This is a genomic window from Streptomyces sp. MS06, from assembly GCF_047200655.1.
In the GTDB taxonomy this organism is placed as follows: domain Bacteria; phylum Actinomycetota; class Actinomycetes; order Streptomycetales; family Streptomycetaceae; genus Streptomyces.
The window spans coordinates 91373-108264 of record NZ_JBJZOJ010000002.1 but is presented as its reverse complement, the minus strand read 5'-3'; the positions used below and the strand labels follow the sequence as shown (position 1 = coordinate 108264).

Here is a 16892-nt window from a genome sequence, read left to right as displayed (position 1 = left end):
TTCCCGAGTGGCGGATCGTCCGCGGCCGGTACCAGCATGGACCATGACCGAGGCACCGACCGGCGCCCCCTGGGGCCAGGACCGCGACGACCGCGCCGTCCACGCGCATCCCCACAACCCACCGGGCAGCCACGAAATCCACGAGGCCGAACCTCCCCTGGAAGGCCCTCTGCACGCCCTGTCTCGCGCCGCCTGGCAGGTGGTCCTGCTCACCGGTGTCGCCTCGCTCGTGCTGGGTGTACTGGTCCTGGCGTGGCCGGGCGCCTCGCTGCTCGTCGCCGGGATCCTTTTCGGCCTGTACCTGGTCATCAGCGGGGTCTTCCAGCTCGTGGCCGCGTTCGGCACGCACCGCTCGACCGGCCTGCGCGTGCTGGCCTTCGTCAGCGGCGCCCTGTCCGTGCTGCTGGGTTTGTTCTGCTTCCGCGGGCCCATGCAGTCGATCCTGCTGCTCGGCCTGTGGATCGGGATCGGCTGGCTGATCCGCGGCATCACCCAGACCCTGGCCGCCGCCTCGGACCCCGGGATGCCTGCGCGGGGCTGGCAGATCTTCCTCGGCGTGCTGACCTTCGTCGCGGGGATCGTCCTCATCGACTCCCCCGTCGAGTCGGTCACCGTGCTCACGCTGTTGGGCGGTATCTGGCTGATCGTGGTCGGCGCGGTCGAGGTCATCACCGCGATCAGTATCCGAGGGCGAGCCCGGCAGGTCCCCCGTTCGCTCTGACCCGCTACGCCGACCGGGTGATTTCCGCCTCCGCGGTGCAGCGGACCGGCGAAGTACGCGGGCGCAGGTGACAGGACCGTCCGGACGGCGGGGACTACGGCACCGCACGCACCGCGGGTGCGGCAGTGGCGGCGGTCCGCGCCCCCAGGCCCGGTGCTCCGCCGGGGCTTGGTGCCCCACCGGGTCCCGGCGCCCCACCGGGTCCCGGCGCCCGCACCAGGTGATGCGGGCCCGACGGACCAGCCGGGTCGAGGCGAGCCCACGGGCCCGGGGATCGGCCCCGCCACCGGGCCCGTGGGCTCGCCAGCCGAACTCCGACAGGGGCTCCGCCGGACCGCACAGGGGCCCGCCGCAGCGCACGCCGACCCTCGCCGACCCGCCAACCCGCCGGCGCGCCGCCTCTGCTGTGGCCCGCCTGCGCTGTGGGCCGCCTGCGCAGCGGCCCGGCGGAGCAGCGGCCCGCGGGCACCCCCACGCCCCCACACGGTTTCGCCGACCCCGGAAGGTTGTCCACAGCCTGTGTACAGCGCTCGCGCGACACCGGGACAGGCAGTATGTCCTGAAGCGCGGCGACTTCTGCCTCCCGGCACTGCGTCTCGATGGCTGCGCCCGGAACGTCTGGCCCGGTAGGCTTTCCGTGTGATCTTCAAGCGCATCGGAAACGGCCGGCCGTACCCCGACCACGGCCGGGAGAGCACCCGGCAGTGGGCGGACGTCGCGCCGCGCCCGGTCCGCCTCGATCAGCTGGTGACCACCAAGCAGCAGCTCGACCTGGAGACCCTGCTCGCCGAGGACTCGACCTTCTACGGCGACCTTTTCGCACACGTCGTGAAGTGGCAGGGCGACCTGTACCTGGAGGACGGGCTGCACCGCGCCGTGCGTGCCGCGCTCCAGCAGCGCCAGGTGCTGCACGCGCGCGTCCTCGAACTCGACTGACGGCGGAAATCCCGCGGAAGGCGGCCTTCCGGTCACCGGACGACCGCGCCCGGGTCACGGTTTGGTCCTTTCGGGTTCTCCTGGGCACCCTCTAATGATCATGTAGTAGGAATCGCCGCCGCAGCGCACTACGCTGCGGCCATGAGCATGCTGACTCCTCCCGGCATGGGCGGCCAGTACCGGATCACGGGGGACAAATACCCGCGGATGAAGCGCCCGCGGCGGCGCGGCAGACTCGCCGTCGCGACCGTCGTCTGTGCCGCTCTGCTCGGCGTGGCCGGCTGGGGCTCACTGCAGCTCATCGATGTCTTCACCGGTGGCGGCAAGAAGGCCTCGGCGGCCGGCCCCGGCGCCGACTGCCCGACCGGGGCCGGTCCCTCCCCCTCCGCCTCGCCCGTGACCCTGCCCAAGCCCGGCCAGATCACGGTCAACGTCCTCAACGCCACCCCCCGCAGCGGGCTCGCCCGGCGCACCGCCGACGAGCTGAAGAAGCGCGGCTTCAAGATCGGCGTGGTGGGCAACGCGACCGCGAAGTACGACAAGAAGGTCGCCGGCACAGGCGTACTGCTGGGCCCCACCGCCTCGCTCAACACCTCGCTGCCCGTCCTCGCCACCCAACTGCGCACCGCCGAGCGCCGCACCGACGCCGCGCGCAAGGACACCGCGGTCGACCTCATTCTCGGCACCGGGTTCAAGGAGCTGGACACCAAGGTGGACGCCGACCGGGCACTGGCCGCACTGACCGCACCCAAGCCGACGCCCACCGCGTCGAGGAAGAGCTGCTGAACGGGAACAGCTGAGCGAGAACTGCTGGACGAGAACCGTCGAGCGAGGAACCGTCGAGCGGCGCAGCCCTACTCGGCCGCTCCGTACAGGCGGTCCCCGGCGTCACCGAGCCCCGGGATGATGTAGCCGTTCTCGTTCAGGTGGTCGTCCACGGCGGCCGTGACCACCGTGACCGGGGCGCCCGCCAGTTCACGTTCCATGACCTCGACGCCCTCGGGCGCGGCCAGCAGCACCACGGCCGTGACGTCGTCGGCGCCCCGCCCGATCAGCTCGCGGATCGCGGCGACCAGGGTGCCGCCGGTCGCCAGCATGGGGTCGAGCACGTACACCTGACGGCCGGATAGGTCCTCCGGCATGCGGGTGGCGTAGGTGGACGCCTCGAGGGTCTCCTCGTTGCGGATCATGCCGAGGAAGCCCACCTCGGCGGTCGGCAGCAGCCGCATCATGCCGTCGAGCATGCCCAGTCCGGCCCGCAGGATCGGCACCACCAGCGGGCGGGGGTGGGACAGCTTCACGCCGGTGGTCTCGGCGACCGGTGTGCGGATGTCCACCTGTTCGGTGCGCACGTCCCGGGTGGCCTCGTAGGCGAGCAGGGTGACCAGCTCGTCCGCGAGACGGCGGAAGGTCGCTGAGTCGGTGCGCTGGTCGCGCAACGTGGTGAGCTTGTGGGCGACCAGGGGATGGTCGACGACGTGGAGACGCATGGCCACCACAGTAGCCGGGGCCGCGCACACCACGGACCCCACTCTCCGTGAGCCACTGCGGAAGGATCGCGCCGTCCCCTGGCTTCAAACCCGCCGTCGGCGGGAAGGTGGTGGGAACGGATTGGGGGTGGTGCACCCATGCCTGACCTGCCCGACCCACCCGAGCACGGAGACTCGGGGCCCGACGGCCGGGACCGGGCGCCGGAGACGGACGTCGAGCGGCGGCGCCGCCGGGCGCAGTTCCTGCGAGAGCTCGCCGAGGCCCGGGAGCTGCGCGCCCGCGTCCAGCCGCGCCGCGTCAAGGCCGCCCGGCTTCGGCACGCGATGCGGATGCGCACCTTCCGCTGGTAGCGGGGGCCCGGCACCTCGCCCACCCGCCCGCCCGCCACGCGCCTCGCGCAGTGGGACGGCCCGGGGCTGGTTCCTCAAGCGGCGGTCCGGGATCCGGGAGTCCGAGGGTCCGGGAGTCCGGGGATCCGGAAGTCCCGGGATCCGGGAGTCGGGGAGTCCGGGGCGGAGGTCGGGCGTCCGGTGGTCCGGGGCGGGGCCGGAAAGGTCCGGAGCCGAGGTCCAGGACGGGGTCCGCATCGGGCCCCGAGCCGGGTCTCGGAACGCGCCCGGCGCGCATTCGGCCCACCGCCGCCGGAGGATCACCCGGGAAGAGCACCCGGGAAGATCCACGGGACGGCGGGCGTCGAGCGGGGGGGGCAGGGGGAAGAAGTGCAGGCCCGCGTACGATCCGCAGGTGTGGCGAGGGGCCGGCCGATGGGCCCGGCCTCGAGGCGCACGGCGTGTCCGATCCCCTCCGGTCAAAACTGCCGGACACAGGGAGTCGAAGACATCCCCAGAACGCCTTGTTTCTGCCACGATTCCGAGTGGGCGGGACTCGGGACACCGCTTGACCGCCCTCAACCTCCGCCGGGGGGATCCCCAACCGGCACGCCTATGACCAGTGGGAGAGTCACGGTGTACTTCGCCGCACTGCTCGCGCGCACCGAAGACGGGTGGGAAGCGAGCGACACAGAGCTCGACGATGTGGAGACCCTGTCGGATCTGGCCGACCTGGCCCGGGAAGCCTCTCCCGAAGAGGACACCGTGCTCGTGCTGATCGAGCAGGAGAACGGGTGGTTCGGGGTCGTCCGCGTGGACGGCGAGGAGGACCCCCGGGTCTTCGTCTCGGACGCCGCGATCGCCGCCCGCAGTTCCTACGGCGAACTGCTGCTCACCGACGAACTGCTCGGCCGGGAACCCGGCGACGACGGCACCGACCTGGATGCCCTGGACCTCGACGGCACGGAGGACGGAGAGCCCGAGGGCGCCGGCGACGACGCCGACGACGGCACCGGCGCCGGGGCCGTGCCGCAGGGCCCGGTGGGTGACGCCGCGCTCCTCGACGACTTCGGCGTCAGCGAGAAGCAACTGCTGGCCTTCGAGAGCGACGCGCTCTCGGAGATCGCCGAGGCCCTGGAGGCCGCCGACATCCTGGAGGCCGTCCGCTGACTCTCCCCGAAGCCGTCCCCGACCCACCCGACCCGGTCCGCGCCCCCTGGCGGCCGGCGATGCTCCTCGCCCTGGCACAGGCCGAACAGGCCGCCCGGGGCGGGGACGTGCCGGTCGGCGCAGTCGTCCTCGCCCCGGACGGGACCACCGTGCTCGCCGTCGGCCACAACGAGCGGGAGGCGACCGGCGACCCCACCGCGCACGCCGAGGTGCTCGCCGTACGGCGTGCGGCACGGCAACTCGGCACCTGGCGGCTGACCGACTGCACGCTCGTGGTCACCCTGGAGCCGTGCACCATGTGCGCGGGCGCGCTGGTGCAGTCCCGGGTCGACCGGATCGTCTACGGTGCCCGCGACGAGAAGGCGGGGGCCGTCGGCTCGCTCTGGGACGTCGTACGCGACCGGCGACTCAACCACCGGCCCGAGGTGATCGAGGGCGTACTGGCTGACCGGTGCGCGGGCCTGCTGACGGAGTTCTTCCGCGACCGCTGATCCGGTGCCGCGCCGGCCTCGGCACATACCGATTTCTGAGCCTGGCCCCGGTGCTGTAAGGTCTCCCTCGGTAGCGTGTCCGAGCGGCCGAAGGAGCTCGCCTCGAAAGCGAGTGTGGCGCAAGTCACCGAGGGTTCAAATCCCTCCGCTACCGCTGGTGGACGAAGGGTCCGGCTCATCGAGCCGGACCCTTCGCGCGTCCCCGTCTCGATTTCCGTCCCGGCTTCGGTCTCAGCTTCCGTCCCGGCTTCCGTTCCGGCTTCGGTCTCAGCTTCCGTCCCGGCTTCCGTTCCGGCTTCGGTCTCAGCTTCGGTCCCGGCTTCCGTCCCGGTTCGCTGAACGAGCCCAAGTGCCCGACGCCGGTGCTGGACAGGCCAAGCTTCGGCGGCCCGGTAGCGGAGGTGGCGGACCTTCCGGGGGATGGCGGGCGGCAGCGGGCCCACGCGCCCGCGGCTCGGCGGCGGCACCGGTGCCCAACGGCCTGCCGTGGAGGTCTGCCCAGGGGGCCCGCCCAGGGCGCTGAGCCGGTCCGGGACCGCGACGGCGGGAAGGCGCTCGATGCCGACCATGACGTGGTCACGCAGGGTCGGTCGGCAGCCGAACCCCGAGACTGCCCTTGACTGCGCCGCGAAGTTACACTCACCGCCGGTGACACGGGTCCCGCAGGGGGACGACGGGGCAGGAAAGTGACAGGGGAGGCCGCGATGGCGGTGAACGCGAAGAAGATCGCCGTCCTTGTGCTCGTGGTCTTCGCGCTGTACGTGATCATCACGGACCCCGCCAAGGCCGCGGACTACGTCCAGATAGGGTTCGAGGGCATCTCGGACGCCGCCAAAGCCATCGGCGACTTCATGACCTGGGTCGCCAACGGAGGAAACTCATGATCCGCCACCTGGTCCTGTTCAAGCTCGACGAGGGCGTCGAGCGGGACGACCCGCGCGTCGTGAGGGGCGTCGAGGCCTTCCGCTCGCTCGACGGCGAGATCGGCGAGATCCGCCACTGGGAGCTCGGCTGGAACTTCAGCGACCGGCCCATCGCCTACGACTTCGCCATCAACTCGGCGTTCGACGACACGGCCGCTCTGCGCCGGTACGTGGAGCACCCCGAGCACCAGGCGGGCGTGGCGCTGTGGAAGGAATTCGCTACCTGGGTGATTGCGGACTACGAGTTCTGAGCCCGGCGACCGCACGCCCGGGCGCGACGTTCGAGGGGCTCCCCGCCGCAACGGCGGGGAGCCCCTCTGTGGATTACGTCCGGTTTTGATCCATCTTGTTATCAACACGGTGTTATGCGGTGCTTGCACACAGTGCACATGTCTTGTGATGCTATGACCGCTTTTGACCGATGAGTTGATGGATGACGAGGTGGAGTTGACCGTGCCGGCCAGTACTGCGCCTCAAGCACCGCCCCAGAACACCACCGGGACCGCCGCCCCGCAGCGCAGTCGCGGCGCCGACACCCGGGCGCTCACCCAGGTGCTCTTCGCCGAGCTCAAGGAGCTGACGCCGGGCAGCCCGGAGCACGACCGGGTGCGGGCGGCGCTGATCGAGGCAAACCTTCCCCTGGTACGCTACGCGGCCGCGCGCTTCCGCTCCCGCAACGAGCCGATGGAGGACGTCGTTCAGGTCGGCACCATCGGGCTGATCAACGCCATCGACCGCTTCGACCCGGACCGGGGGGTCCAGTTTCCGACCTTCGCGATGCCGACCGTGGTCGGCGAGATCAAACGGTACTTCCGCGACAACGTCCGCACGGTCCACGTGCCGCGCCGGCTGCACGAGCTGTGGGTCCAGGTCAACAGCGCGACCGAGGACCTGACCACCGCCTTCGGCCGCTCCCCGACCACCGCCGAGATCGCCGAACGGCTGCGCATCAGCGAGGAGGAGGTGCTGTCCTGCATCGAGGCCGGACGGTCGTACCACGCCACCTCGCTGGAGGCGGCCCAGGAGGGTGACGGCATGCCGGGTCTGCTGGACCGCCTCGGCTACGAGGACCCCGCCCTGGACGGGGTCGAGCACCGCGACCTGGTGAGGCACCTGCTCGTCCAGCTCCCCGAGCGGGAACAGCGCATCCTGCTGCTGCGCTACTACAACAACCTGACCCAGTCGCAGATCAGCGCCGAACTCGGCGTCTCCCAGATGCACGTCTCAAGACTGCTCGCGCGCAGCTTCCAGCGACTGAGGTCGGCGAACCGGATCGACGCGTGACCCGCCCCTCACGCGCGTCCGCGGCCCGCCTCCCCGCATGAGGCGAGCCCTCCCGCCCCCCACGTGAGGCGAGCCCTCCGGCTCCCGCGTGAGGCGCGCCCTCCCGGCGCACCGGGCGAACCGCTGCCGGCGTACTGCGCCTCCGCGCCCCGGCCGGTCACGCACGCGACCGGCGCACAACCGAAAGCCGGAGCGAGGCATCACCCCCAAGAGCGAATCGCCCACCTGGGCCGATCCCGGCGTTCCGGCGCCGAAAGCCTGTCAGACCCCTCGTTTCCAGGGGGTTTTGGCCGCTGACTTGTCGACAAGTCACTACGGCGCGTTGCCGACATGTGACATTCTGCGGGAAGAGCGTTTGCCGTGGCTCCGGCTCCGGTATTCAGGTGAAGGCTGCGGTTCTCCAGAGGACCGACGCCGCGACCGTCCCGCGACCCAGAGGGGGTGGCATGTCCGCAGACCAGGGCAGCTCGAAGGTGGTGCTCACGCTCACGAAGGGCGAGGCAGCGCCGGAGGCTCTCGACGCGCTCGGCCCCATCGACGACGTTGCGGCCCTCCCGGCCGCGCCGGCACCGGCACCTCCGGCGTCGGAGTCCCTCGACACCCGCACCCTGTCCCGCTCCCTGTTCCTGCGGCTCGCCGTGCTCGGCGAGGACAGCCCCGAACGCGCCTACGTCCGGGACACGCTGATCGAGCTCAACCTCCCCCTGGTCCGGTACGCGGCAGCCCGCTTCCGCTCCCGCAACGAGCCGATGGAGGACATCGTCCAGGTCGGCACCATCGGCCTGATCAAGGCGATCGACCGCTTCGACTGCGAACGCGGCGTGGAGTTCCCGACGTTCGCGATGCCCACCGTGGTCGGCGAGATCAAGCGGTTCTTCCGCGACACCTCGTGGTCGGTGCGCGTCCCGCGCCGGCTCCAGGAACTGCGGCTGGCCCTGACGAAGGCCAGCGACGAGCTCTCCCAGAAGCTGGACCGCTCGCCCACAGTCAGCGAACTCGCGACCGTGCTCGGCGTGTCCGAGGAGGACGTCGTCGACGGCCTCGCGGTGGGCAACGCCTACACCGCCTCCTCACTGGACTCCCCCGCTCCCGAGGACGACGGCGGGGAGGGCTCCCTGGCCGACCGCCTCGGCTACGAGGACACGGCGCTGGAGGGCGTCGAGTACCGCGAGTCCCTGAAGCCGCTGCTGGCCAAGCTGCCGCCCCGGGAACGGCGGATCATCATGCTCCGCTTCTTCGCCAACATGACCCAGTCGCAGATCGGCGAGGAGGTCGGCATCTCCCAGATGCACGTCTCCCGACTGCTGACCCGGACGCTGGCGCAGCTCCGGGAGGGCCTCATCTCAGACTGACCGCCGGCACCTGGTGCCCGGGCCTCCTGACGGACCCGGGCACCAGGTGCGTCCAGGCCTCGGAGGCCCGGCGGCCTGCGGCACCGGACCTTCGGGTACGACGAGGACGCGCCCGGCGGCCGAGGGCCACGCGGGCGCGTCCCGCGGTCGACGTGACGGCCGCCGGGGCGGCCGCTGTCACATGAGGGCGAGCCAGGCGACCACCGCCACGACCACCACCACGGCGGCCACGCCCACGACGAGGCCGATGCGGGGACCGGAGGAGGCACGCTGCTGCTCGCCCTGAGGGTCCTCGTCCACGAACGCGCGGAACATCTGAGTGCTGCCGGCGGGGTCGTAGTTGCCCTGGGGGCCCTGGGTGTTAGCCATGGCCCGAGACCCTAGCGAATCCGCCGGTGAGGCCCAAGTGGGGGTCCGGGACTGGCGTTCTCATCAGCAGGCGGTGGAAACGTTCGACCACCGGGTGGCCAGGCGGACGGAAGGGCCCCGCGGACGGAGGGCCGGGCGAACGGAGAGCCCGGGGACGGAGAGCCCGGGGACGGAGAGCCCGGCGAGCGAAAGGGTCACGCGGACGGAAGGCCGGGCGGACCGCCCTCCGGCTGCGCACCGGCACCCCGTGCGCGTACCGCATGCCCACCCGCGCTCCCGGCAGGTCCCGTATGCGCCCGGCACCCCACGCCGAGCGCCGGGAGCCGGGCGCGGCCGCATGCGCCGCCGGAGCCCGACCCTCCGCGACCCGCCACCGCCCTGACCGCCTCCCCCTCTCCCTCCCCCTCTCCCTCCCCCTCCCCCTCTCCCTCACTCCTCCCCTACCGGTCCGGGGCCGGGGCGACGCTCCCCGGTCGGACGCGCCCACTGCGCAGGCGGTGTGCACCACCGCAGCGGCCTCCTTTGCCGATTCTTTAATCGACCCCTCGCCGAATTATTTGCCTGCGGCAACCAAATAGCTTTATGGTTGCCCTAAGCAACGAACTTGGGAGGTGTGATGGCGGGAAGGGCGCAGTACGAGGAGCTGATCCGCCAGTTCAGCGCCTTCGGCGCGGTGAAGCGCGAACTGGGTCGCATCCTGCCGGCCGACTGCCCCAGCGGCTCGGCGGCCGTCCTGACCCTGCTCGGCCGCTACGGCGACATGCACATGAGCAGGCTCACCGACCTGCTGGCCGTGGACGTGTCGGTCACCAGCCGCCACGTCGCGCACGTCGCGGAGCGGGGCTGGATCGCACGCTCCCCCGACCCCGCGGACAGGCGGTCCCGCATCGTGCGGCTGACAGCCGAGGGCCGGCAGCAGTTGGAAGCCCTGTCGGCACGGACCACGCAACTGCTCGCGGAACGGCTCGACGACTGGAGTGACGAGGAGGTCGCCCAGCTCATCCGGCTCATGACCCGGCTGCGGGCGAGCTTCGACGACTGCCGCCCGATACCGCACCGCCCGCCACCCGCCCCCGGGCCCGTCCACGAGCCCGAGCCCGACCCGACCACCCGTACACCCGCGCACACACGCACGTAAGAGAAGGAAGCCCATGGCAACGACCACACCAGCCGGTGTGCGGGCTCATGCCAAGCACGGGGGAGGCTCCCACGGCACCGCCGGCGGCCACGCTCCGATGACGCACCGGCAGATCATGGAGGCGCTCTCCGGGCTGCTGCTCGGCATGTTCGCCGCCATCCTGTCCTCCACCATCGTCTCCAACGCGCTGCCGGAGATCATCAAGGACCTCGGCGGCGGGCAGAGCGCCTACACCTGGGTGGTGACCGCCGCCCTGCTGGCGATGACGGCCACGACCCCGCTCTGGGGCAAGCTCGCCGACCTGGTCAGCAAGAAGGCGCTCGTCCAGATAGCGCTCGTCGTCTACATCGCCGGATCCGTCGCCGCGGGTCTGGCGCAGAACCCGGGAATGCTGATCACCGCCCGCGCGGTGCAGGGCATCGGCGCCGGCGGCCTGTCCGCCCTGGCCCAGATCATCATGGCGGCGATGATCTCCCCGCGTGAGCGCGGCCGCTACTCCGGCTACCTCGGCGCCACCTTCGCCGTCGCCACCGTCGGCGGCCCGCTGGTCGGCGGCGTCATCACCGACACCAGCTGGCTCGGCTGGCGCTGGTGCCTGTACGTGGGTGTGCCGTTCGCGCTGATCGCCCTGGTGGTGCTGCAGAAGACGCTGCACCTTCCGCAGTCCAAGCGCCGGGTGAAGGTCGACTGGGCCGGCGCGTTCTTCATCTCCGCGGCGGTGTCGCTCCTGCTCATCTGGGTCACCTTCGCCGACGACAAGTACGACTGGCTGTCCTGGCAGACCTCCGCCATGGTCGGCGGGTCGGTCCTGCTGGCCCTGGTCTTCCTCTTCGTCGAGACCCGGGCCGCCGAGCCGATCATCCCGCTGCGCCTGTTCCGGAACCGGACCATCTCGCTGGCCTCCGTGGCGTCGATGTTCGTCGGTGTCGCGATGTTCACCGGCACCGTCTTCTTCAGCCAGTACTTCCAGCTGGCCCGCGACAAGTCGCCGACCATGTCGGGCGTCATGACCATCCCGATGATCGGCGGCCTGTTCGTGGCGTCCACGGTCTCCGGCCAGGTCATCACCCGCACCGGCCGCTGGAAGGGCTGGCTGCTGGCCGGCGGGCTGCTGCTGTCGTCCGGACTGGGCCTGCTCGGCACGATGCGCTACGACACCCCCTACTGGCGGCTGTCGATCTTCATGGCGCTGATGGGCCTCGGCGTCGGCATGATGATGCAGAACCTGGTGCTCTGCACGCAGAACCAGGTCGCCCCGAGCGATCTCGGCTCCGCGTCCTCCGTGGTCACGTTCTTCCGCTCGCTCGGCGGCGCGGTCGGCGTGTCGGTGCTCGGCTCCGTGATGTCCACCCGGATCGGCCACCACGCCAGGGAGACCATCGGCCAGCTCGGTCCGCAGGAGCAGATGGCCGCCGCCAAGGCCTCCGGCACCGGCCGGCTGCCCGAGATGGACCTGCTGCCGGCCCCGATCCGGAACTGGCTGGAGGGCGCCTACGGGCACGGCATCGCCGACATCTTCCTCTACGTCGCCCCGGTCGCCTTCCTCGCCTTCCTCGTGACGCTGTTCATCAAGGAAGTACCGCTGCGCACCACCGGCGCCCTGGCGCAGGCCGCCGAGTCGGCCGCGGAGACCGCGGCGAAGGCCGAGGCCGGCGTCCCGGACCCCGCCGAGGCCGCCACCCCCGCGGCCGGGGGGACCGTCCCGGGCTCGGACACCGCCGCGGCGGAACCGGCCCCTGCGCGGGTGGCCACCGCCCCGACCCTGGCCGGCGGCTCCACCACGGGCCGCGGCATCGATCCCGTCCACCCCGGCGAGTAGCCCGCCCACCCCGGCCCGCGGCCGGCGAACGCGCTCGTCACCACAGCGCGCCGCCCCGCGGGCCGACCCAGTGAACCGGCCCCGCGGGCCGACCCCGCGGGCCGACCCTGCGGGGCCGGTTGCGGCGGCCCCGCACACGGCCGTCGCAGGGAGTCGCAGGGAAAGGAGAAGAGCCGGACCGCACTCACGCGGACTCCCCTGCACGGGACGGTCCGCGCAGGGCGCGACGCGCTGCCCCGGGCGTAGGCCCAGCAGGATCAGCCACGGCGGGCCGCGGCGGCCCTAGGCTGCGGCCATGGCACCGAACATCGCGACCAACACCCGCGTCTCCCTCGAAGAACTGCTGGACTTCGTCCGGCCCCGCCACCGCGCCCTGCTGATCACCCGCCGCGCCGACGGCGGCCCGCAGGCCTCTCCGCTGACGTGCGGTGTCGACGACTCGGGCCGCATCGTGGTCTCCACCTACCCGGAACGCGCCAAGACCCGCAACGCCAAGCGCGACCCGCGGGTGGGCCTGGTGGTCCTCAGCGAGGAGTGGAACGGGCCCTGGGTGCAGGTCGACGGCACCGCGGAGGTCATCGACTCACCCGACTCCGTCGAGCCGCTGGTGGAGTACTACCGCAACATCGCCGGGGAGCACCCGGACTGGGACGAGTACCGGCAGGCCATGCTCACGCAGGGGAAGTCGATCATCCGGATCACCCCGGAGCGATGGGGGCCGGTGGCGACGGGCGGCTTCCCGGCGCGGCTGGTCCAGGACGGGGAGTAGACGCTTCCCGGCACGCGGACGGTCCAGGACGGGGAGCAGACGGAGCAGACGCACCCTGGCCCGCGGAGGCCCAGGAGAGGGAGCGGTCGGCGTCGCGGGGCGCCTTCCGGAGCGGACCGGGCGGGCCGGCAGGGCCGGGAACGCGGAAGGGCGGTGACCGCGTCACCGCCCTTCCTCAGCGAACCGTTCCCGGCGAACCGGCCTTCCCGGCGGAGCTCAGCCGCTCGTCTTCTGCGTGAGGTCGTAGAAGGTGGCCGAACCGGCCGTGACCTCGGTGAAGTTGGCTTCGACCCAGGAAGTGATCTGCGAAGAGGTGCCGTTGGAACCGCCCCTGCCGCCGCCCATGCCGCCGGCGATGAAGTAGTGGATGCGGCCCTGCTCGACGTACTCCTTGAACTCGGCAAGCGTCGGGGACGGGTCGGTGCCGTTGAACCCGCCGATCGCCATCACCGGCTCGCCGGTGGCCAGCTGGTAGCTGGCTGCGTTCTGGGAGCCGATCGACGCGGCGACCCAGGTGTACCGGTCCGCGCCGGTCTCCAGCAGCTTCTTCGCCTCGGCGCTGACGTCCGCGCCGTTGAGCAGGCCGCCCATACCGCCGCCCGCGCCACCGCGGCCGCCACCGGCCCGGCCCCCTCCGGGGAATCCGTTGCCGTTCTGCTGGTTCCGACCCTGCTGGTTACCGCCCTGCTGGTTGCCGCCCTGCCCGGGGGTGCCGCCGCCCGGGAAGCCGTTGCCGTTGCCGCCCTGTCCGTTGCCGTTGCCGCCCTGTCCGTTGCCGTTGCCGCCCTGTCCGCCCGGGAAGCCGTTGCCGTTGCCGTTCTGCCCGCCCGGGGCGTTGCCGTTGCCGCCCTGCTGGTTGGGGCCCTGTCCCGGCGTACCGCCACCGGGGAAGCCGCCACGCGTCCGGCCGCCGGGGCCGCCGCGGCCGCCCATCACGCTCGCACCGGCCGGGCCGGCCGTCGGGATGGAACCGGTGTGCGCGGAGTTCACGGTGCTCAGCGTGTACGCCGTCGGTCCGGCCAGTGCCGCCACGACGCTCACCGCGGCCGCCGCGAGCGCCAGCTGCCTGGTCACCCGGCCCGCGAACACCAGGCCGAGCGCGCCGGCCAGGCCGCCGATCAGGACCAGCCACCTCAGCCAGGGCAGGTAGTCCGGGGTGCGGTGCAGCAGGACGTATCCCCAGGCCGCGGCGGCGACGGCGGAGGCGGCCAGGACGAGCGAGGCCCAGGTCTCCTTCCGCTTCTCCCACAGCAGTCCGGCACCCATACCGGTGACGGCCGCCAGGTACGGGGCGAGGGCGACGGTGTAGTACTGGTGGAAGATGCCCGCCATGTAGCTGAAGACCGCCAGGGTCATCAGCAGGGAACCGCCCCAGACCAGGAACGAGCCGCGGGTGACCGACGTGCGCTTGAGCTTCCGGGTCGCCACCAGGCCCCCGACCAGGAGGATCAGCGCGGCCGGCAGCAGCCAGGAGATCTGGCTGCCGATCTCGGAGTTGAACATCCGGTCCCAGCCGGTCTCGCCCCACCGGCCGCCGCCGTTGCCGCCGCCTCCGCCGCCGACGCTTCCGGTCTCGTCGCCGTTCAGCCGGCCGAAGCCGTTGTAGCCGAAGGTCAGTTCCAGGAAGGAGTTGTTCTGCGAACCTCCGATGTACGGGCGGGACGACGCCGGCCACAGCTCGACGATCGCCACCCACCAGCCGCCGGAGACCACCAGGGCGAGAGTGGCCGCGGCCAGTTGCCCGAACCGCCTGCGCAGCGGCACCGGCGCGCAGGCCGCGTAGACGAACGCCAGCGCCGGCAGGATCAGGAACGCCTGGAGGGTCTTGGTCAGGAAGGCGAAACCGATCGCGACCCCGGCCCACACCAGCCACCTGGTCCGGCCGTCCTCCAGTGCCCGGACCACGAGGTAGCAGGCCGCGGCCATGAGCAGGGCCAGCAGCGCGTCCGGGTTGTTGAAGCGGAACATCAGCGCCGCGACCGGGGTGAGCGCCAGTACCGCGCCCGCGATCAGTCCCGCGGCCGGACTGAACCGGCGCCGCACCGAGGCGTACACGACGGCGACCGTACCGACGCCCATCAGCACCTCGGGGACGAGGATGGCCCACGAGTTCAGCCCGAAGATCCTCACCGACAGGGCCATCGGCCACAGCGAGGCCGGTGGCTTGTCGACGGTGATGGAGTTGGCCGCGTCCAGCGAACCGAAGAAGAGGGCCTTCCAGCTGCTGCTGCCCGCCTGGACGGCCGCTGAGTAGAAGGAGTTGGCCCAACCGGAGGCGCTCAGGCCGTACAGGTACAGCGCCGCGGTGGCCAGCAGCAGGCCGATGAAGGCCGGGCGGACCCAACGGGGATCCTCGGGCCGGCCCCGCCACAACCGCCGCGGCAGGGACTGCTCGGGCCGACCGGAACGGTCGGGGTGGCCTGACGGCTCGGAACTGCCGAGGGACCCGGAATGACCGACCTGCGCGGACTGGCCGGGCTGCTCGGACCGCCCGGTCTGCCCGGTCTGCCCGGAACGCTCACCGTCGGGGGACGCCGGCGGGGGAGCCTCCGGGGGCGGGCCCCAGTTCGACGACGTCTGGTCGTAGTGGGTGGTCATCGCGATTCCCTCGGGTCGATGTCGTACGGGCGCGCGGGCTGCGCATGCATGTCTGCGTCCTGCCGGGTGCCGTCCGCGGCGTCACCGGCGCGGAACCGGGTGGTCGGGTCGTGGAGGGGGTTCGGGGAGCTCGGGGAGCTCGGGGAGCGCAGGCCGTGCGGGCTCCGCTCGATCGGCGGAGCCTGCGGCACGCGCGGGGCGAATGCGGCGAACTGCGGGGACAGCGGCTGCTGCCGGGGCTCCTGCCAGTCCTCCTCGCGGCGGTCCGGGAAGACCCAGGCCCGGAAGAGGAGGAAGCGCAGCACGGTTGCCGCGAGGTTGGCGGCGACGAGCACCGCCAGTTCCGTGGAGTGTGCGGGGTCGGTCGTCGCGGCGTTGAGAGCGGCCAGCGAGCCGCTGGTCAGCGCCAGCCCGATACCGAAGACCACCAGGCCCTGCGCCTGGTGCCGCACCGCGCCGCCGCGCCCCCGCACGCCGAAGGTGAGCCGACGGTTGGCCGCCGTGTTGGCGACGGCCGAAACCAGCAGGGCGAGCGCGTTGGCGAACTGCGCGCCGGTGAAGACGCGGAAGGCGCTGTAGAGCAGCAGGTAGAACAGGGTGGAGAGGCCGCCGACCACGCAGAAGCCGAGGAGCTGGCGAGCCAGCCCCCGGGGTACGTCCTTGATCTCGCGGTCGCGCGGATCGTCGCCGAAGGGCCGCGCCAGCCGGTCCAGCGGCAGCGAGCCGGTGGTCAGGGCGCGGCCCACCCGCCACACGCCCTTGAGGTCGTCGGTCGCCGTGCTGACGATGTGCACGGTGGAGTCGGGGTCGTCGACCCAGTCGACCGGCACCTCGTGGATGCGCAGCCCCGCCCGCTCGGCGAGCACCAGCATCTCGGTGTCGAAGAACCAGCCGGTGTCCTCCACCAGCGGCAGCAGCACCTGCGCCACATCGCGGCGGATCGCCTTGAACCCGCACTGGGCGTCGGAGAAGCGTGCCTGGAGCGAACCGCGCAGGATGAGGTTGTAGGCGCGGCTGATGAACTCGCGCTTGGGACCGCGGACGACCCGGGAGGCGCGGGCGAGCCGGGAGCCGATCGCCAGGTCGGAATGGCCGGAGATGAGCGGAGCGACCAGCGGGAGCAGGGCGTTCAGGTCGGTGGAGAGGTCCACGTCCATGTAGGCGAGGACCGGCGACTCGGAGGCGGACCACACGGCCCGCAGGGCGCGCCCGCGGCCCTTCAGCTCCAGCCGGAAGACGACCACCTCCGGGATCTCCGCGGCCAGCCGCTCGGCGACCTGCGGGGTGGTGTCCGTCGACGCGTTGTCCGCGATCGTGATGCGGAACGGGTACGGGAACGTACGCCGGAGGTGGTCGTGGAGCCGGCGCACGCAGGGCGTGAGGTCCTTCTCCTCGTTGTAGACCGGGATCACGACGTCCAGGACAGGCGCTCCGGCTCCTGCGGCCGGGAGGTGCTCCCGCGCCGGCAGGGTGCCGGGAGAAGAGTCGGTTCGCATGTCGGT

Annotated in this window: 16 protein-coding genes, 1 tRNA gene and 1 pseudogene; 14 read left to right on the top strand and 4 right to left on the bottom strand. The window is 72.0% G+C overall.

What is annotated here, in order from left to right; translation table 11 throughout:
- The first annotated feature begins 43 nt into the window (after positions 1-43).
- The 3 genes from ACL02U_RS01510 (at position 44) to ACL02U_RS01500 (ending at position 2443) form a co-directional block, all read left to right on the top strand.
- Positions 44-721, top strand: coding sequence for an HdeD family acid-resistance protein (locus ACL02U_RS01510; protein WP_412788721.1), 678 nt, complete (start codon positions 44-46; stop codon positions 719-721).
- 639 nt (positions 722-1360) lie between these two features.
- Complete coding sequence (locus tag ACL02U_RS01505; RefSeq protein ID WP_004943146.1) at positions 1361-1657, top strand: type II toxin-antitoxin system VapB family antitoxin; 297 nt, start codon at positions 1361-1363, stop codon at positions 1655-1657.
- 141 nt (positions 1658-1798) lie between these two features.
- Entirely contained in the window at positions 1799-2443 is a 645-nt protein-coding gene (locus tag ACL02U_RS01500; protein WP_412788720.1) for a LytR C-terminal domain-containing protein, read from the top strand.
- Between the two features lie 68 nt (positions 2444-2511).
- Here the strand turns inward: ACL02U_RS01500 and upp are convergent, their stop codons facing one another.
- Positions 2512-3147 (bottom strand): uracil phosphoribosyltransferase, encoded by a 636-nt coding sequence (gene upp / locus ACL02U_RS01495; RefSeq protein WP_412788719.1) that lies wholly within the window; start codon positions 3145-3147, stop codon positions 2512-2514.
- Positions 3148-3285: 138 nt separating this feature from the next.
- On the opposite strand from upp, the gene ACL02U_RS01490 reads away from it, so the two are divergent.
- From ACL02U_RS01490 to ACL02U_RS01455, 8 genes are all read left to right on the top strand, one after another.
- Positions 3286-3498, top strand: a complete 213-nt coding sequence (locus ACL02U_RS01490; RefSeq protein WP_412788718.1) for a hypothetical protein — start codon at positions 3286-3288, stop codon at positions 3496-3498.
- Between the two features lie 615 nt (positions 3499-4113).
- Positions 4114-4647 carry a hypothetical protein gene (locus tag ACL02U_RS01485; RefSeq protein WP_412788820.1) on the top strand — a complete coding sequence of 178 codons (534 nt, stop codon included), beginning with the start codon at positions 4114-4116 and terminating at the stop codon, positions 4645-4647.
- Positions 4648-4706: 59 nt separating this feature from the next.
- Positions 4707-5138: a tRNA adenosine(34) deaminase TadA gene (gene tadA / locus ACL02U_RS01480; RefSeq protein ID WP_412788717.1), complete on the top strand. Its 432-nt coding sequence runs from the start codon at positions 4707-4709 to the stop codon at positions 5136-5138.
- 69 nt (positions 5139-5207) lie between these two features.
- Positions 5208-5292 (top strand) — tRNA-Ser (locus ACL02U_RS01475).
- A gap of 550 nt (positions 5293-5842) precedes the next feature.
- Entirely contained in the window at positions 5843-6022 is a 180-nt protein-coding gene (locus ACL02U_RS01470; protein WP_412788716.1) for a hypothetical protein, read from the top strand.
- Positions 6019-6312, top strand: coding sequence for a Dabb family protein (locus ACL02U_RS01465; protein ID WP_412788715.1), 294 nt, complete (start codon positions 6019-6021; stop codon positions 6310-6312). The genes ACL02U_RS01470 and ACL02U_RS01465 overlap by 4 nt, the downstream gene beginning before the upstream one ends.
- A 178-nt stretch (positions 6313-6490) precedes the next feature.
- Positions 6491-7345 carry an RNA polymerase sigma factor SigF gene (locus ACL02U_RS01460; RefSeq protein ID WP_412788714.1) on the top strand — a complete coding sequence of 285 codons (855 nt, stop codon included), beginning with the start codon at positions 6491-6493 and terminating at the stop codon, positions 7343-7345.
- Positions 7346-7791: 446 nt separating this feature from the next.
- Positions 7792-8697: an RNA polymerase sigma factor SigF gene (locus tag ACL02U_RS01455; protein ID WP_412788713.1), complete on the top strand. Its 906-nt coding sequence runs from the start codon at positions 7792-7794 to the stop codon at positions 8695-8697.
- Positions 8698-8874: 177 nt separating this feature from the next.
- Here the strand turns inward: ACL02U_RS01455 and ACL02U_RS01450 are convergent, their stop codons facing one another.
- Entirely contained in the window at positions 8875-9066 is a 192-nt protein-coding gene (locus ACL02U_RS01450; protein ID WP_412788712.1) for a hypothetical protein, read from the bottom strand.
- A 616-nt stretch (positions 9067-9682) separates the two neighbouring features.
- Between ACL02U_RS01450 and ACL02U_RS01445 the strand changes: the two genes are divergently transcribed.
- The 3 genes and pseudogenes from ACL02U_RS01445 (at position 9683) to ACL02U_RS01435 (ending at position 12792) form a co-directional block, all read left to right on the top strand.
- On the top strand, positions 9683-10204 hold the full coding sequence (locus ACL02U_RS01445; protein ID WP_412788711.1) for a MarR family winged helix-turn-helix transcriptional regulator: 522 nt from the start codon (positions 9683-9685) through the stop codon (positions 10202-10204).
- A 13-nt stretch (positions 10205-10217) separates the two neighbouring features.
- Positions 10218-11868: pseudogene (locus tag ACL02U_RS01440) on the top strand (MDR family MFS transporter); the annotation flags it as partial.
- A gap of 450 nt (positions 11869-12318) precedes the next feature.
- Positions 12319-12792: a PPOX class F420-dependent oxidoreductase gene (locus tag ACL02U_RS01435; protein ID WP_412788710.1), complete on the top strand. Its 474-nt coding sequence runs from the start codon at positions 12319-12321 to the stop codon at positions 12790-12792.
- A 216-nt stretch (positions 12793-13008) separates the two neighbouring features.
- Here ACL02U_RS01435 and ACL02U_RS01430 read toward each other — a convergent pair whose 3' ends face one another.
- Positions 13009-15390, bottom strand: coding sequence for an ArnT family glycosyltransferase (locus ACL02U_RS01430; RefSeq protein ID WP_412788709.1), 2382 nt, complete (start codon positions 15388-15390; stop codon positions 13009-13011).
- Positions 15387-16886 carry a glycosyltransferase gene (locus tag ACL02U_RS01425; protein WP_412788819.1) on the bottom strand — a complete coding sequence of 500 codons (1500 nt, stop codon included), beginning with the start codon at positions 16884-16886 and terminating at the stop codon, positions 15387-15389. The genes ACL02U_RS01430 and ACL02U_RS01425 overlap by 4 nt, the downstream gene beginning before the upstream one ends.
- Between the last annotated feature and the right edge of the window lie 6 nt (positions 16887-16892).

Excerpts from the sequence above, each read along its gene's own strand:
- ACL02U_RS01470 (WP_412788716.1), top strand. The coding sequence starts at position 5,843 with ATGGCGGTGAACGCGAAGAAGATCGCCGTCCTTGTGCTCGTGGTCTTC.
- ACL02U_RS01430 (WP_412788709.1), bottom strand. The coding sequence starts at position 15,390 with ATGACCACCCACTACGACCAGACGTCGTCGAACTGGGGCCCGCCCCCG.
- ACL02U_RS01435 (WP_412788710.1), top strand. The coding sequence starts at position 12,319 with ATGGCACCGAACATCGCGACCAACACCCGCGTCTCCCTCGAAGAACTG.
- ACL02U_RS01445 (WP_412788711.1), top strand. The coding sequence starts at position 9,683 with ATGGCGGGAAGGGCGCAGTACGAGGAGCTGATCCGCCAGTTCAGCGCC.
- ACL02U_RS01500 (WP_412788720.1), top strand. The coding sequence starts at position 1,799 with ATGAGCATGCTGACTCCTCCCGGCATGGGCGGCCAGTACCGGATCACG.
- tadA (WP_412788717.1), top strand. The coding sequence starts at position 4,707 with ATGCTCCTCGCCCTGGCACAGGCCGAACAGGCCGCCCGGGGCGGGGAC.
- ACL02U_RS01490 (WP_412788718.1), top strand. The coding sequence starts at position 3,286 with ATGCCTGACCTGCCCGACCCACCCGAGCACGGAGACTCGGGGCCCGAC.
- ACL02U_RS01510 (WP_412788721.1), top strand. The coding sequence starts at position 44 with ATGACCGAGGCACCGACCGGCGCCCCCTGGGGCCAGGACCGCGACGAC.
- ACL02U_RS01460 (WP_412788714.1), top strand. The coding sequence starts at position 6,491 with ATGGATGACGAGGTGGAGTTGACCGTGCCGGCCAGTACTGCGCCTCAA.
- ACL02U_RS01455 (WP_412788713.1), top strand. The coding sequence starts at position 7,792 with ATGTCCGCAGACCAGGGCAGCTCGAAGGTGGTGCTCACGCTCACGAAG.
- upp (WP_412788719.1), bottom strand. The coding sequence starts at position 3,147 with ATGCGTCTCCACGTCGTCGACCATCCCCTGGTCGCCCACAAGCTCACC.
- ACL02U_RS01425 (WP_412788819.1), bottom strand. The coding sequence starts at position 16,886 with ATGCGAACCGACTCTTCTCCCGGCACCCTGCCGGCGCGGGAGCACCTC.
- ACL02U_RS01450 (WP_412788712.1), bottom strand. The coding sequence starts at position 9,066 with ATGGCTAACACCCAGGGCCCCCAGGGCAACTACGACCCCGCCGGCAGC.
- ACL02U_RS01465 (WP_412788715.1), top strand. The coding sequence starts at position 6,019 with ATGATCCGCCACCTGGTCCTGTTCAAGCTCGACGAGGGCGTCGAGCGG.